This is a genomic window from Pseudomonas sp. MH9.3 (assembly GCF_034354675.1).
Lineage (GTDB): Bacteria > Pseudomonadota > Gammaproteobacteria > Pseudomonadales > Pseudomonadaceae > Aquipseudomonas.
Window position 1 is genome coordinate 2260132 of the sequence record NZ_CP133785.1, and the last position, 13128, is coordinate 2273259.

The window sequence follows — 13128 nt, forward strand, 5'->3', positions numbered from 1 at the left end:
AGCCTCCCGTTTTTTCAAGTGAACATCACTTGGCCTGGTAAATAATCCCGGGACTGCATTGCACCATCTGGTAATGATCCGGCAGACCGTTGAGTGCCTCCGAAGCACCGAGGAACAGATAGCCGCCGCGCTTGAGGGTGCCGTGGATGCGCAACAGAATGTCTTTCTTTACCTCGGCCGAGAAGTAGATCAGCACGTTGCGGCAAAACACCATGTCGAACTTGCCCAGGCTGGCGTAGCTGTCGAGCAGGTTGAACGAGCGAAACTCCACTCGGCTCTTGATCGGCGCCTTGACCGCCCAGCGTCCCGCGCCCTTGGGGTCGAAGAAACGCTGCAGCCGCTCCGGCGACAGGCCCCGGCCCAGGGCCAGACTGTCGTACTCACCGGTCTTGCAGTTGTTGAGCATGGTGCCGGACAGGTCGGTGGCGACGATCTGCGCACCGGCTTTCAACTGGCCGATATTGGTTCTTTCGAACTCATCGATGGCCATCGAGATCGAGTAGGGCTCCTGCCCCGACGAGCAGGCGGCCGACCAGATACGCAGACGCTGACCCGGGCTGGCCTTGATGGCCTCCGGCAGTACTTTGTTCTTGAGTACCTCGAACGGGTAGGTATCGCGAAACCACAGGGTTTCGTTGGTGGTCATGGCATCGACCACCATTTCCTTGAGCCCGCTGCGCGGTTGGCCCTGGATGCGCTGCACCAACTCGCCCAGCGACTTGATACCCTGCAGCTCCATCAACTTGTTGAGGCGGCTGGATACCAGATATTGCTTGTTTTCACCGAGCAATATGCCACAGGCCTTTTCCAGGAAGACCCGGAACTGTTCGAAATCCAAATTACCCGTAGACAAAGATACCGCCTCTTAAATCGTGTGACCGCCAGGGGAAATCCCCTAGCCGTGATCTGCTGCCTTGATCCGGTCGACTACCCGGGATGCGAGGTCATCAGGGCGGAATTTGGCGAGGAAGTCATCGGCACCGACTTTCTTGACCATGGCCTGATTGAAAACACCCGACAACGAAGTATGCAGGATGATATGCAGTTTTTGCATGCGTGGATCGTTGCGTATCTCGGCCGTCAGGGTATAGCCGTCCATTTCCGGCATCTCGATGTCGGAAATCATCATCAGAAACTCTTCTTCCGGCTTCTTGCCCTCGTCCACCAGCTTGCGCAGGTAGTCCAGGGCCTGGCGACCATCATTGAGGGCCACCACTTCCACGCCGACGGTCTGCAGGCAACGGGTCACCTGCTTGCGCGCCACGGAAGAGTCATCCACGGTCAGCACGCGCAACGAAATCGCCTTGTGCGCCGTGTCGGCATCCACCACGCCCACCGAGATGGTTTCCGAGGTCGGTGCCACTTCGGCGAGGATCTTCTCCACGTCGATGATTTCCACCAACTGGTTATCGACCCGCGTCACTGCCGTGAGGTAGTGATCGCGACCGGTGCCCTTGGGCGGCGGATGGATCTCTTCCCAGTTCATGTTGACGATGCGCTCCACCGAGCGCACCAGGAAACCCTGAGTCTTGGTGTTGTACTCGGTGATGATCACGAACGGGTTCTGGCGGTCCTGCAACCCGGCGGCGCTGGTGGCCAATGCCAGGTCAAGAATCGGAATGGTCGCGCCCCGGATGTTGGCCACGCCACACACCACCGGGCTGGACTTGGGCATGATCGTCAGCTTGGGGCACTGCAGCACTTCTCGCACTTTAAACACGTTGATGCCATACAGCTGCTTGCCGTCCAGACGAAACAGCAGCAACTCGAGGCGATTCTGCCCTACCAGCTGTGTGCGCTGGTTTACTGAATCCATTACACCTGCCATGCCCAGACTCCTACGCTAAAACCTTTGGGGGTGCGACGCGCACTCCACTCTAAACGGCACGAGCTTTGCTATTTATTGGTCATGGACCTTAAAACGACAGTTTCCCGACGCCTTCCAACGTACCGCAGATTGCTTTGCGTCACGCTGGCATTGCTTGCCTTGGGCTCAGGCGCAGCGGCTCGCGCCGACAACGTCACCCTGCCTGATCTCCTTATCGGCGTCACTCAGGGCTTTCTTGAGTTCACTGTAGAAGATTATCTGGCGAGCACACAGACGCCCGGCCGTTATGAGATCGAGGTCAAGCAGCTCGACCCGCGTCTGCGTATGCCGATGTGCGACAAGGAATTGACAGCCAGCCTGGAAAGTCCGGCCCAGCCAATCGGGCGTGTAACGGTAAAAGTACGTTGCGAAGGCGCGTCGCCCTGGACCGTGTTTGTGCCGGCGCAGGTCAAATTGTTCCGCGAAGTGGTAGTCGTGGCGCGGCCGCTGAAACGCACCGGCATTATTGGTTTCGAGGATGTGGTGATGCGTGAACGCGACATCAGTCAGATCAGCCAGGGCTATCTGACCTCGGTCGACCAGGCCATCGGGCAGAAACTTACCCGACCGGTGGTCACCGACCAGGTGATAACCCTGGTGCATCTGGAGCAGGCCGAGGTCATCCGCAAGGGCGATCAGGTAGTGATCTCCGCCAGCAGCGGCGGGCTGAACGTAAGAATGCCGGGGGAAGCGCTGTCCAACGGCGGTATGAGTGAACAGATTCGGGTGAAGAACCTCAACTCCAACCGTGTGATCAAGGCGCGCGTAACGGCGCCCGGGCAAGTGGAGGTGGCTTTATAGAACACTGGTACAGGACGCCGGGTTTTCCTACACTGTGGGCCAGACGCCTGCGCGCGCAGTTTTATTGTCAATCGAGCCTAAAGTTTGTTTGGGTATGGCCGAAAACATGGCAAGCGTCCAAATACCCAGAGGTTTTTTATCATGGTCATCGATTTCAGCCGTTTAAATAACTCCCCGGCGTTGCCAGGTACTACGCGCACCAGCGGCACCAAGGAAAGCGCAGAAGCCAAGGCCCAGCCAGCGCCTGCCGCGAAGACGGAACAGGCCAGCGCCAGCCAGAGCGGGGAATCCGTACACTTGAGCAATGAGGCTCAGCAGTTGCAGAAGGTCACTGACTCGCTGCGCGACCAACCGGTTGTCAACAAGGCCCGCGTGGCCGAATTGAAACAGGCGATCGCCGATGGCAGCTATAAAGTCGACAGCAACCGCGTAGCCAGCAAGCTGCTTAATTTCGAAGCCGAGCGCTAGGCACTGGCCTGCGCCGGGCTTTTGGACGCTTAAACCCCAAGGCCTGCCATGCACCACGACGAAACCTTGCTTGAACTGATCATCGATGATCTGGCGCCGACGCAACAATTGCTCGAGCTGCTCAAAGAAGAATCCCTGGCCCTCTACGGTCGGGACATGCCCTTGCTCGAAGAAATCCTGGCGCGCAAACAATCGTTGATTGTCCTGCTCGAACAGCACGGCAAGAAGCGCAGCCAGATTCTCACCAGCCTCGGCCTGCCGGCCGACCACGACGGTCTCGCCCAGTTGGCCAGCCATTCCTCGGTCGGTGATCAACTGCTGGAGCAGAGCAAAGCGCTCAATCAATTGCTCACCCAGTGCCAGGAAGCCAACCTCCTCAACGGCCAGTCGATCCAGCTGCAGCAAGCTACGACCGCCAACCAGTTGCGCATACTTCATGGCGGTGAGCCACCTGCGCTGTACAACGCTCAGGGTTCCACCTCCCGCCTGGTCAAACCCAGTACCCGTAGCCAAGCCTGACGCTGGTTTGCAGCGCGGCCTATCCAAGGCGCGCCACATACTGGCAAAATGCCGGTTCTTGCGAGTAGTCGTATATTGTCTGGAGATGGAAGAACCGTGTTCAACGCCCTTAATGCGGAAGATGCCCCGCAGCCACCCAAGGTGCTCACCACGCCTCTGGAAATCGCCAGCACGTTGCGGATGCTGCAAGAAAGTCATGACCCGCTGATCATCACCTTCCACGAACGCAGCCAGCGCTTCCAGAGCTACCTGGTGGACGTGGACCGCGACGGCAAAATTCTGGTCATGGACGAAATGATCCCGCGTGACGGCGAGCGCCACCTTGAAAGCGGCGAACCCTTTCGCATCGAGGGCTTCCACGATGGCGTGCGTGTCGCTTGGGAAAGCAAGGGCACCCTCACAATCAGCGAGAAAGACGGCCACCGTATCTATACTGGCAGCATGCCGGACGAGGTGGTTTATCATCAGCGCCGCAACGCCTTCCGCGCCGCGCTGAAGCTGGCGCAACTGGTGAACATCGAGCTGGGTGGCGAAAGGCTCAAATTTCCGGTCAACGGAAAACTGCTGGATATCTCCGCTACCGGCTGCAAACTGCGCTTTGAAGGCGACATCTCCGAGCGTTTGCAACTGGGCCAGGTGTACGACCGGTTTATCGCCGCCCTGCCCTTTGGCAGCATGACTACCTCCGTCGAGTTGCGTCACCTGCATTTCGAAGATCGTATCAATACCACCTTCGCCGGCGTGCGCTTTCATAACATGAGCGGGCTGGTGCAGCGTCAGGTCGAACGGTTTGTGTACCAGCTGCAACGTGAAGCACGTCGGTTCGACAAGGACGACGATTTCTGACAAGCGAATCACGACAAAAAACGGGCAGATCCTGATGGGATCTGCCCGTTTTTGTTTTCAGGGGCGCGCCCTGCTCAGGTCATGAGGGTGTTCGTCCGGGTCCACTGGTTCCGCGGGTTCCTCAGCGCCTGGCTCGTCAACCGGTGACGGCGACTCGGGCTCAGGCTCAGTATCTGCAACCGGCGTCTGCATCTGTTCCTGCACCACCGCCTCGTCCACGCGCGGATCCAGCGCAGCCACCAGTGGCGAGCTGGACATGCTGTCGGGCATCGCTACGTGGTGCAGCGGCGCATCGTCCACCTGATGCAGGTTGGTCACCGCCTTCGGCCGGATACGCCATACGAGGACCAGGGCACACAGGCTGAAAAACGCATACAGCATGTGGCTGCCAAACATCTTCATGACCACACCGGCCAACAGCGGCCCGATGCTGGCACCGACGCCGTAGGTCACCAGTAGCATGGCCGTCAGCGACACACGACGATCACCCTCGACATGATCATTGGAAAACGCCACGGCCAGCGGATACAGGCAGAACTGCACCAGCGAACAGAAAAAGCCAGCAACGAACAACACTTCCAGAGGCACCCTGGTCATGATCGCCAGCGGCAATGCCGCCACCGCCAGGCACAAGGCGAAACAGCGGATCAGCAGCGCGCGGTCATAGCGATCCGACAACCAGCCCAACGGCCACTGCACCAACAACCCGGCGAAAATGCACGAGCCCATGAACAGGCCGACCTGCTCGGTGGTCAGCCCCTGCTGAGATGCATATAGCGGCGCCAAGCCGTAGAACGAACCGACGATCAACCCGGCCCCCAGCACTGTGCTCAGTGACTGTGGCACGCGCTTTATAAAGAAGCGCGGCTCCATCGGTGCCGGGTGCAGGGGTGCCGGATGAATGCGGCGCGTCATGGCCACCGGCACCAGGCACAGGGCAAAGCACAAAGCCACCAGCATCAGCAGTTCCAGACCGAGCGCGGGATGCATCACCAGAATCAACTGACCCAGTACCAGCCCCAGGTAGGACGCGATCATATAACCACTGAACACCAAGCCACGCTGTTTGGCCTCAGCCTGTTCATTGAGCCAGCTCTCGATGACCATGTATTGGCACATCATGCCCAGGCCCACAATGACCCGCAGCACGATCCAGGCCGGCAACCAGTTGATCAGGCCATGGCCCAGCACAGCCGCACCGACGATGCCGGCACAGGTGGCGTAGGCACGAATATGCCCGACGCGCGCAATCAGGCGGTGCCCGATCTTGCCACCCAGCACCAGGCCGAAATAGTTGGCCGCCATCAAGGCGCCCACCCACAGGCTGTCGACATGGTCGGCCGCGAGGCGCAGTGCCAGGTAAGTACTGAGCAGGCCTGAGCCGATCAGCATCATCAAAGAGGCGAAATAAAGGGCTCGAAAAGATTTCCAGATTTGGCGCATCGGCGTTCCGAGCGGCTCCTTGCAGTAGGGTCAGGGCTAGCGGAATGATAGTCCCGCGTCGCCGAATCCGGACAGGCGATACGCGCTGTTTGCGGAGATTAATGTGTTCAACATGATTAACTACAGCTCAGACGCCGCGCGAGCGCATGGAAGGTACACCTTTAAGAGAAATACAGGATGCCCCTGCTGTGAACCCGGATCAGTGCCAAGGTTCGACTGGATCCGCGCCGAGCGCGCACAAAAAAGCCCCGCCAGCCAAATGAGCTGCGCGGGGCTTTGAATCTGGTGTCCCAGGGCCGGTTCGAACGGCCAACCTTCCCCTTAGGAGGGCCAATTTAGACCCAATGGGTACAGCCACAAGCCCAGTATTATTGGGCCTTTTAGTCCCATTGAGTCCGTGAACATCGAGCGGTATAGTGCTTTTTGCTGCCACCCTGCTGTCACGGTCGAACCCTTGAAAACCAAAATCACTCAGAAGCTTATTGGCAGCCTAGCCGCCGAGGCGAAAGCATACCGCGTGCATGACACCGTGCAACCCGGTTTCTTTATTCGCGTACTGCCCAGCGGTCACAAGTCCTACATGGTCACTTGGGGCCGAAACAAGAACGCCACCCTCGGGCGTGTCGGCGTGCTTACCCTTGACCAAGCCCGAACCGAGGCCGCCCAGTACTTAGCCGATGCGCACGCCCACGGCGAGCCCCTGGCCATCGCCCAGGGGCGCAAGGGGTCAGCCCTGCCCTCGCTGCGCGATTTCATCGACGACACCTATATGCCGTGGTTCAAAGCTCATCACAAAGGCCATGAGAAGACGCAGCACACCCTCAGCAATAACTTCGACCCAATCATGCCCCAGCGCTTGGACGCGATAACCGGGCGGGACCTGGAGCAGATCCGCACAGGATGGATGCAGGCCGGCAACAAGCCTTCAACGGTGAACCGCAAGATGGGTTCAATCAGCGGGGTATTCAGTCGAGCCGTTGAGTGGGAGTACATCGATACACATCCGCTGGCCAAGCTGAAACAGCTCAAAGTCGATTCAAAGGGAGTGATTCGCTACCTGGCTGCTGACGAGACCAAGCGTCTACGCGATGCCCTGGACGCTCGACAGGATGAAATGAGGGCCGAGCGTGAGAGTGCAAATACCTGGCGAACAGACCGTTACAGAGAGCTGTTGCCAAGCCTTCTGCAACTGCCCTTCACCGATCACCTGAAGCCAATGGTGTTGGTATCGTTGAATACCGGCATGAGGCGCGGAGAGCTGTTCGACCTGAAATGGTCAGCGGTGAACTTCGACACGAAGACAATCACAGTCGCCGGGGCCACCACCAAGACAAGCGATACGCGCCACATCCCGATGAACAAGGAGACCATTGGTGTGCTGGAAGCCTGGAAGAAGCAGGTGAGCAAGTCGCCGTATGTCTTCCCAGGTCAGGGCGGCGGTCGCTTTGAGGACGTCAAAAGCGCCTGGCTCAAATTGCTTGAGCGGGCGCAGATCGACGGGTTCCGCTGGCACGATATGCGCCACGACTTCGCTTCACGCCTGGTAATGGCTGGCGTACCACTCAACACGGTACGCGATCTGCTGGGGCACGCCGATATCAAAATGACGCTGCGCTACGCGCACTTGGCGCCAGGGACCAAGGCGGCGGCGGTGGAGCTCATTTAGACTCTAGAACTCAATATCAGCGATGATGTCATCGGGCGTCATCGCAACTATTGTTGGAGATGATTTATGTTTTTCCACATGATCCAAAGTCTCTTTCCAGGCCCCCCTGACACGGGATAAGACCAATCGGTTGAAGTCATCTCCAAAAGAACCGTCCGGGTAGGTATGCCAGAAATAATCTGAGGCCTTAATTGTTTCCCAAATCCTGAGCTCGTCATAAGTGAGAGCCTCAGGTAGGTGGTGAGCGAGCATTACCAGCCTTGCAGACTCGTCGGTAGACCAGACCTTATCGAGAACAGAGGACAGAGTATTACCGTCGAAATCCAAACTCTGCTGAGCAATAGCGTTCGATATTGCCCACTCAATCACCGCAGTAAGCGAGCGCTTCTGTAGGCGCCCCATGATATCCAGCGCGAACTTAATTTTAGGGTCAATCCTAATCCCCACGGCTACCGTGGTGCTCGATTCGCCAGTCCGCTTACTTGTCTTAGTGGCCATACATTTCCATCTGCTCTGATGAGGTCAGCCTAACTGACCTGATTGTCACAGCTTGCGCGACGCGCAAACCCCTGTCAATCCATGCGAGTACGAGTCTATTTAGCTTTTGCTTGCAAAAATAGTTTTATGCGATGTACGCTAGCGAAACACGACGCCTCTTTGGCTTCGTTTTTTGGGAGACCACCATGGAACAAGCACAGCAACAAATGGCGCCGCTGTCGGTGAGCGTCGAAGAATCTGCCCGCATTCTGGGGATCTCGCGCTCGGCCACCTACGAGCTGATCGCTCAAGGTGAAATCAAGACTTTCAAAATCGGGCGTCGGCGCCTGGCACTGGCATCCGAGCTGAAGGCTTTTATCGAGCGCGCAGCAAAGGTCGGCGCACGGTGAAGTACGAAAAGACTAAGGAGTTGGGATTGCGCAGGGTTGCACGAGAGATTGCCAAGGCGGTGCTCGAACACCGCCTTAGCGAAAACACACTGGATAGCACCAACGTGAAGGGCAAACTATGACACGTCATTCTTCAACAGAGCAAGACTGCAAGATGATGGAGGCCCTGCGGAACGGGCCAGTATCGACCATCGAAGCCGCCAAGGACCTGGATATCGTCCAGCCCCCCAACACCATCCGCCGCCTCAGGAAAAAGGGTCATGAGATCCGCACCTATTGGACGCACCAGTCCACCGAGCCAGGCCGGCCACCTCACCGCGTAGCCAAGTACATCCTGATGCGCGAAGCGTCGTAATCCAGAGCTCGTAGAGGTCTCCGCAGTTTTGCGGCGACCTCTTGCGCCTGCCTGTGAGCTGCCGGTGGGCTTCGGCCCGTTGGTTATCCAGCCGAATTACGCTGAGGTCGATTCAGTGGAATGCCTAGCCACAAAACTACTTAGCCGTGGCGACACGGTTAGCATTGAGCGTGGGCAGCTCGTCATTCAACCGGCGAGCGGCAAGCCCGTACCGACTGAATGGCTGGATCAAAAAGCACTGGAGATTTGCCGATCGGTACTGGCGGCAATTGGAGTCGATGCATTCAGGTATGAAGGCTATAGCGCGGGCCGGTACGGGGAGCACAAATCGGCCGGCGTGACCCTGCGCTTCACATCGGTACTGACTGGCGAAACTGCCTACGCCATTTTCAATGTGGACCTGACCCGCAAACGCACAACCGTAGGAGGCAAAGCTGGCGCACCTCTTCCGGCCGGTGAGTTCCGTGTCGGCGAGCGAAGCCAGTTTTACAAGTTCTGGCAGGGCACTGGTCTACCACTGCCCGAGCGGATGCAGCGGTTTCACAAATGCATGGGAAAGCTGTCCAGCGTCTTGCTGGCTGGCGAGGTGAAAAAGGATCGGCTTAGCGTGCAGTCACTCCAACCTGTGACCATCACTGCAGACCAAGCGCGCCTGGCAGTCCTAGGGCACAACTTGGGCACAACTGAGGCACAACTAGGACACAAGGAGGGCACAAGGTCAGGGCACAAGGAAATGGCTACAGCCCACGGATCATGTGGGTTACAGCCGATTTCAACTACGTGTGTTGCAAACTACGAAAACAAGTTAACAAGAAGGGACGATAACAAGACAGCTTTCATAACTGATTTGACTGCCCCTAAGCCACCACAGGACCAGAGTGTTGATGAGTGGTTGGAGGCATACAGCTCGACCTGATCTGCTTTGCTGAGAAGGCATCAACCGCCAGCAAATGAAAAAAGGGCACCACCCTGTTTCGGGGTAGTGCCCTTGATGCTGCGAACGTTTCGCAGTTTGCCAGCCCTACTCCAGCACCACCGCGCGATATTGCTGATCGCCGCCCAGGTCATCCGAGCCGAACAGAGCCTGATTGACGGCCTTCCTACTCTCAAGCAGAAGGTCATGCTCATCATGAGTGCCAATGTCCGCCGCTACCCACTCAGGGAGCTCCTTATGCCGCCGCAACTCGCTTAGGTGCGTCCACCACCGGGTTGCGTGGCGCCGCTCTGCAAGAACGAGCTCAATCACTAAGGTTCGTTGCTTCTCGGTGAAGAGGGGCAGGTGTAAGGCGCTAGAGTCGCTTGACTCAAGATCTGCCGAGCGCTCCACTTCAAATTCGGGCTTATCTTGGCCTTTCAGGGCGTTACTGATATTTTGGTAAAGTTGCATGACGTTGGCCTCTAAGCGTCGTCGTGTGATAGCCGGCCCGGTGGTTGCACACCGGGTTGGCACCTCTTCAATATCGGCGAAACATCCCGCCGATTACTGCTTACCCTTCTCACTTATCCAGCCTGCGGCCCAGCTCAAAGGGTCTTTCGACTCCATAGGCGCCAAGGGTTCTCCTTCTCGCGCCGCCCGCCGGCCCTCTTCCTCTGTTTCGCCGTGAATCCATACAGTAGTCTGCCTGAATCCCGCTTGGCGCTGACGATCCTTGTAAATCCTCTGACGATCAGCCGCAGATAGCGGACCTCTCGAATTCTCGTTCTTCATTAAAATATCCGTTAGCAGTCACAACCCCAATAATGCAATATCGTTAGCAGTTACGCAATGGAAAAGTGTAAAATAATTGCAGCCGCCTTCCGCTCCAACAGTGACTATCGGGGAGCGGTAACGAACAACCAAAGGAATGAGAGGCCGGGAGGAAAAGCAAAGAGGGCGTCAGCGAAGGGCAAGAGCGCGATGCTTTGAATGCCCCCCCTGCTCCAATTCCCCGCTAGGTCGATAAGCAGTAAATTAGCTTACCTATGACTGCCGTTTTGAATAAAATAGCTGATTATAGTGGCAGCAAAACTAAATGCTGAAAGCAAGTTGAAAGCAACCGCCGCAGGAAAACAAGGAAGAAGCCGTGACATCAGAATCCAATAGAATTTCAGTTCTCAGCACAAATTTTGTACAGAGCGTTGCCGCAGTTTGGGGGTGGACCTGCCAAGCAATGGCACAGGAAAATGACGACGGCTTCGATGGATATCTTTACATCAGAACAAAACAAATAAACAAAAAAAGGCCACAAGATAGACGCTCATGGAGACACTCATTTACGGGAGGGATGATTCACATCCAAGTAAAAACAGGAGACTCTTTAATTACAGAATCACAAGATCATTTCGTTACAAAAATTTCAGACCTTGAAGTCAAGAAGGAGCTATGGCAGCTGTCTCCTGTTCCTTCCATATTGATCTATGTCAAACAAGTTCAGCAAGGGGTACCTACGGAAGCTTGGTGGGTAAACTTAAAATCTGAAGAGGCATACTTCACAGAAACTCAAATAAAAATACCTAAGATCAATCGATTTCAACCTTCACTTGAGTGCAGATCCCCACTAGCACGGCTGGCAAGACGTCAAATTTTCTCGGCACAATTACCAGTCATAAAACTTCCAGCAGGGACATATCACAAAATGGGAGCGCTGAACAAGTCAGCTAAATTCAACGCTTGGGGGTTCTATACAAAATGGAGAGCAAGCTTACCGACTAACCCTTCGCTGGGACCAGTAATTATTAATCGAACTGGTTGGTCTCATATTACTCGAAGAGGAAGGCCTATAGCGCGAATCCTAGCAAGTTTTGACCTGCTGCCTATTGCTGCCAAAATAATTGCGGAGATAAAAGACTGGCGAGTACTAGCACGAAGAGGAGAGCAGAAAAACAGCGATGGAAGCCTGTCTGTTATCGAGTACTTAGGGATTTCAGCATGGGTTGAAGGCCCCTCTCGAATATCCTCAGAAGTAATGGTGATATTAAAAAGAAGGACTACATATACTGAGGAAACCAGTAAGTCAACGAGCCCTGAGCAACCAGAACAACTCATTACCAAGATAGATATTATGCGCAAAGAGCTATGGTTTTATACGGTCTACCAACCAGGTCGCTCGAAAAAATAAATGTGGTCGATGCGATGCTCTCAGACTGATCCAGACACATTGCTACTCACTAGAAGTATCAAGCCGGCGGACCTCATGCGAGGTTTCTTCTCTCTTGCACGCATCGACCACCAACAGATCCTACAAAAAAAAATCACTGAGCGCCAGTACGGATTTCGGACGTGTAGAAAAACCGAGTTCCGTATGTTGACAAGCAGAAATTCATAGCGTCCATCGATCAAAAAACAAACATCAGCCATGCGAACGAGTGCCACGGCAGTCCCGCCCACTTGGAGAACCGATGATGGAGGGTAATACGCTGACTCAACAAGCATCTGATGCAGCGCGATCCAACAAGCGAAATGGTTCGCCACATTTCAGATATTCCGATACAGATTTCTCCTTTCAGACAATGAGGGCAGCTTTGAATGCCTCGTTTCCAGGAGTGGTACGACTGACACCGCCAATTTCGCAAATTGGTGCGCCACCTCCGCCAAGTAAAAGTCCCGCAACACCACGCGTCTACAGGGAAATCTCCCAATGTGTGACGTTTTGGTCTCACTGAGACGATTTGGTCTCTCACGCGTTGCTATAGCCCGTGCCTACCCTGCGCTGATTCGAGAGCCCTAGTGACTTGAAAGCAAGCAGCCATTAAATGTACTTTCGCATAAGGGATGTCCCTCAAATCAAAAAAAGGATCAGAGCTATGGCTGAAGGAAATGAGTTTGCCACCGGAGACTTTGTCAAGCTGAAGTCGGGCGGCCCTGTGATGACAGTGAAGGGATATCGAAAAATTAGCGATGCATTCATTTGCCAATGGTTCGCAGGGAAGAAGCTTGAGCAGGGAGAGTTTTTTCCAGATAGCTTGGAAGCTACAACGATAGAGCAAAAGGTGAATTGATGGACGCTGACTCGATTGCGGTTTGGATGCTAGCTCAAATTCACACTGAAGCGTGCCTCTACCAAGACGATGTCGTCGATCACCTGGTGAAAGCAAAGCGCGAAGATTTGCTAACAACAAACGCCGATGGTAATCAGGTCATCGGCAAGGGGGTACTCGCTGCTTTCCGCAAGCTGACTCCAGATATTGTGGTCTGGGTGAAGCCAGATCGATACTGGCGTTTCAGGGTTGCTGAAGATGAGCCGGGGCGAGACGCACGGGGTTAAAGAGCAAACCCAATAGTTCTGACTCCGGCGAG

At 55.6% G+C, this 13128-nt stretch carries 17 protein-coding genes; 11 read left to right on the top strand and 6 right to left on the bottom strand.

The window, feature by feature from the left end; all coding sequences use genetic code 11:
- Positions 1 to 25 precede the first annotated feature (25 nt).
- Positions 26 to 853, bottom strand: a complete 828-nt coding sequence (gene cheR / locus RHM60_RS09710; protein ID WP_209983985.1) for a protein-glutamate O-methyltransferase CheR — start codon at positions 851 to 853, stop codon at positions 26 to 28.
- Between the two features lie 42 nt (positions 854 to 895).
- A complete protein-coding gene (locus RHM60_RS09715) occupies positions 896 to 1828 on the bottom strand; it encodes a chemotaxis protein CheV (RefSeq protein WP_057010069.1) in 933 nt (310 codons plus the stop codon).
- Between the two features lie 81 nt (positions 1829 to 1909).
- On the opposite strand from RHM60_RS09715, the gene flgA reads away from it, so the two are divergent.
- The 4 genes from flgA to RHM60_RS09735 all read left to right on the top strand — a co-directional run bounded on the left by flgA (position 1910) and on the right by RHM60_RS09735 (position 4501).
- Positions 1910 to 2668, top strand: coding sequence for a flagellar basal body P-ring formation chaperone FlgA (flgA, locus tag RHM60_RS09720; protein WP_209983988.1), 759 nt, complete (start codon positions 1910 to 1912; stop codon positions 2666 to 2668).
- A 141-nt stretch (positions 2669 to 2809) separates the two neighbouring features.
- Complete coding sequence (gene flgM, locus RHM60_RS09725; RefSeq protein WP_003233506.1) at positions 2810 to 3136, top strand: flagellar biosynthesis anti-sigma factor FlgM; 327 nt, start codon at positions 2810 to 2812, stop codon at positions 3134 to 3136.
- A 48-nt stretch (positions 3137 to 3184) separates the two neighbouring features.
- A complete protein-coding gene (locus RHM60_RS09730; RefSeq protein ID WP_209983990.1) occupies positions 3185 to 3655 on the top strand; it encodes a flagella synthesis protein FlgN in 471 nt (156 codons plus the stop codon).
- A gap of 96 nt (positions 3656 to 3751) precedes the next feature.
- Entirely contained in the window at positions 3752 to 4501 is a 750-nt protein-coding gene (locus tag RHM60_RS09735) for a flagellar brake protein (RefSeq protein WP_209983992.1), read from the top strand.
- Between the two features lie 57 nt (positions 4502 to 4558).
- On the opposite strand, the gene RHM60_RS09740 is transcribed toward RHM60_RS09735, so the two are convergent.
- Positions 4559 to 5944, bottom strand: a complete 1386-nt coding sequence (locus RHM60_RS09740; RefSeq protein WP_322214295.1) for an MFS transporter — start codon at positions 5942 to 5944, stop codon at positions 4559 to 4561.
- 454 nt (positions 5945 to 6398) lie between these two features.
- Here RHM60_RS09740 and RHM60_RS09745 point away from each other — a divergent pair, with 454 nt between their 5' ends.
- Positions 6399 to 7610, top strand: a complete 1212-nt coding sequence (locus RHM60_RS09745) for a site-specific integrase (protein ID WP_322214296.1) — start codon at positions 6399 to 6401, stop codon at positions 7608 to 7610.
- A gap of 3 nt (positions 7611 to 7613) precedes the next feature.
- On the opposite strand, the gene RHM60_RS09750 is transcribed toward RHM60_RS09745, so the two are convergent.
- Positions 7614 to 8108, bottom strand: a complete 495-nt coding sequence (locus RHM60_RS09750; RefSeq protein ID WP_322214297.1) for a hypothetical protein — start codon at positions 8106 to 8108, stop codon at positions 7614 to 7616.
- 185 nt (positions 8109 to 8293) lie between these two features.
- Here RHM60_RS09750 and RHM60_RS09755 point away from each other — a divergent pair, with 185 nt between their 5' ends.
- The 3 genes from RHM60_RS09755 to RHM60_RS09765 all read left to right on the top strand — a co-directional run bounded on the left by RHM60_RS09755 (position 8294) and on the right by RHM60_RS09765 (position 9768).
- Positions 8294 to 8497: a helix-turn-helix domain-containing protein gene (locus RHM60_RS09755; RefSeq protein ID WP_058410861.1), complete on the top strand. Its 204-nt coding sequence runs from the start codon at positions 8294 to 8296 to the stop codon at positions 8495 to 8497.
- A 154-nt stretch (positions 8498 to 8651) separates the two neighbouring features.
- A complete protein-coding gene (locus RHM60_RS09760; protein WP_017138397.1) occupies positions 8652 to 8852 on the top strand; it encodes a helix-turn-helix domain-containing protein in 201 nt (66 codons plus the stop codon).
- A gap of 28 nt (positions 8853 to 8880) precedes the next feature.
- Positions 8881 to 9768: a hypothetical protein gene (locus RHM60_RS09765; protein ID WP_322214298.1), complete on the top strand. Its 888-nt coding sequence runs from the start codon at positions 8881 to 8883 to the stop codon at positions 9766 to 9768.
- Between the two features lie 105 nt (positions 9769 to 9873).
- Here RHM60_RS09765 and RHM60_RS09770 read toward each other — a convergent pair whose 3' ends face one another.
- Complete coding sequence (locus tag RHM60_RS09770; RefSeq protein ID WP_322214299.1) at positions 9874 to 10239, bottom strand: hypothetical protein; 366 nt, start codon at positions 10237 to 10239, stop codon at positions 9874 to 9876.
- 93 nt (positions 10240 to 10332) lie between these two features.
- Positions 10333 to 10560, bottom strand: a complete 228-nt coding sequence (locus tag RHM60_RS09775) for a hypothetical protein (protein ID WP_124420641.1) — start codon at positions 10558 to 10560, stop codon at positions 10333 to 10335.
- Between the two features lie 355 nt (positions 10561 to 10915).
- On the opposite strand from RHM60_RS09775, the gene RHM60_RS09780 reads away from it, so the two are divergent.
- The 3 genes from RHM60_RS09780 (at position 10916) to RHM60_RS09790 (ending at position 13096) form a co-directional block, all read left to right on the top strand.
- On the top strand, positions 10916 to 11950 hold the full coding sequence (locus RHM60_RS09780; RefSeq protein ID WP_322214300.1) for a DUF4365 domain-containing protein: 1035 nt from the start codon (positions 10916 to 10918) through the stop codon (positions 11948 to 11950).
- 685 nt (positions 11951 to 12635) lie between these two features.
- Positions 12636 to 12830, top strand: a complete 195-nt coding sequence (locus RHM60_RS09785) for a YodC family protein (protein ID WP_124420643.1) — start codon at positions 12636 to 12638, stop codon at positions 12828 to 12830.
- Positions 12830 to 13096, top strand: a complete 267-nt coding sequence (locus RHM60_RS09790; RefSeq protein WP_313044577.1) for a DUF6953 family protein — start codon at positions 12830 to 12832, stop codon at positions 13094 to 13096. Before RHM60_RS09785 ends, RHM60_RS09790 begins: the two co-directional genes overlap by 1 nt.
- Positions 13097 to 13128: the final 32 nt, after the last annotated feature.

Coding starts and splice junctions, on each gene's coding strand:
- RHM60_RS09715 (WP_057010069.1), bottom strand. CDS start 1,828: ATGGCAGGTGTAATGGATTCAGTAAACCAGCGCACACAGCTGGTAGGG.
- flgA (WP_209983988.1), top strand. CDS start 1,910: ATGGACCTTAAAACGACAGTTTCCCGACGCCTTCCAACGTACCGCAGA.
- flgM (WP_003233506.1), top strand. CDS start 2,810: ATGGTCATCGATTTCAGCCGTTTAAATAACTCCCCGGCGTTGCCAGGT.
- RHM60_RS09730 (WP_209983990.1), top strand. CDS start 3,185: ATGCACCACGACGAAACCTTGCTTGAACTGATCATCGATGATCTGGCG.
- RHM60_RS09740 (WP_322214295.1), bottom strand. CDS start 5,944: ATGCGCCAAATCTGGAAATCTTTTCGAGCCCTTTATTTCGCCTCTTTG.
- RHM60_RS09750 (WP_322214297.1), bottom strand. CDS start 8,108: ATGGCCACTAAGACAAGTAAGCGGACTGGCGAATCGAGCACCACGGTA.
- RHM60_RS09755 (WP_058410861.1), top strand. CDS start 8,294: ATGGAACAAGCACAGCAACAAATGGCGCCGCTGTCGGTGAGCGTCGAA.
- RHM60_RS09760 (WP_017138397.1), top strand. CDS start 8,652: ATGATGGAGGCCCTGCGGAACGGGCCAGTATCGACCATCGAAGCCGCC.
- RHM60_RS09770 (WP_322214299.1), bottom strand. CDS start 10,239: ATGCAACTTTACCAAAATATCAGTAACGCCCTGAAAGGCCAAGATAAG.
- RHM60_RS09775 (WP_124420641.1), bottom strand. CDS start 10,560: ATGAAGAACGAGAATTCGAGAGGTCCGCTATCTGCGGCTGATCGTCAG.
- RHM60_RS09785 (WP_124420643.1), top strand. CDS start 12,636: ATGGCTGAAGGAAATGAGTTTGCCACCGGAGACTTTGTCAAGCTGAAG.
- RHM60_RS09790 (WP_313044577.1), top strand. CDS start 12,830: ATGGACGCTGACTCGATTGCGGTTTGGATGCTAGCTCAAATTCACACT.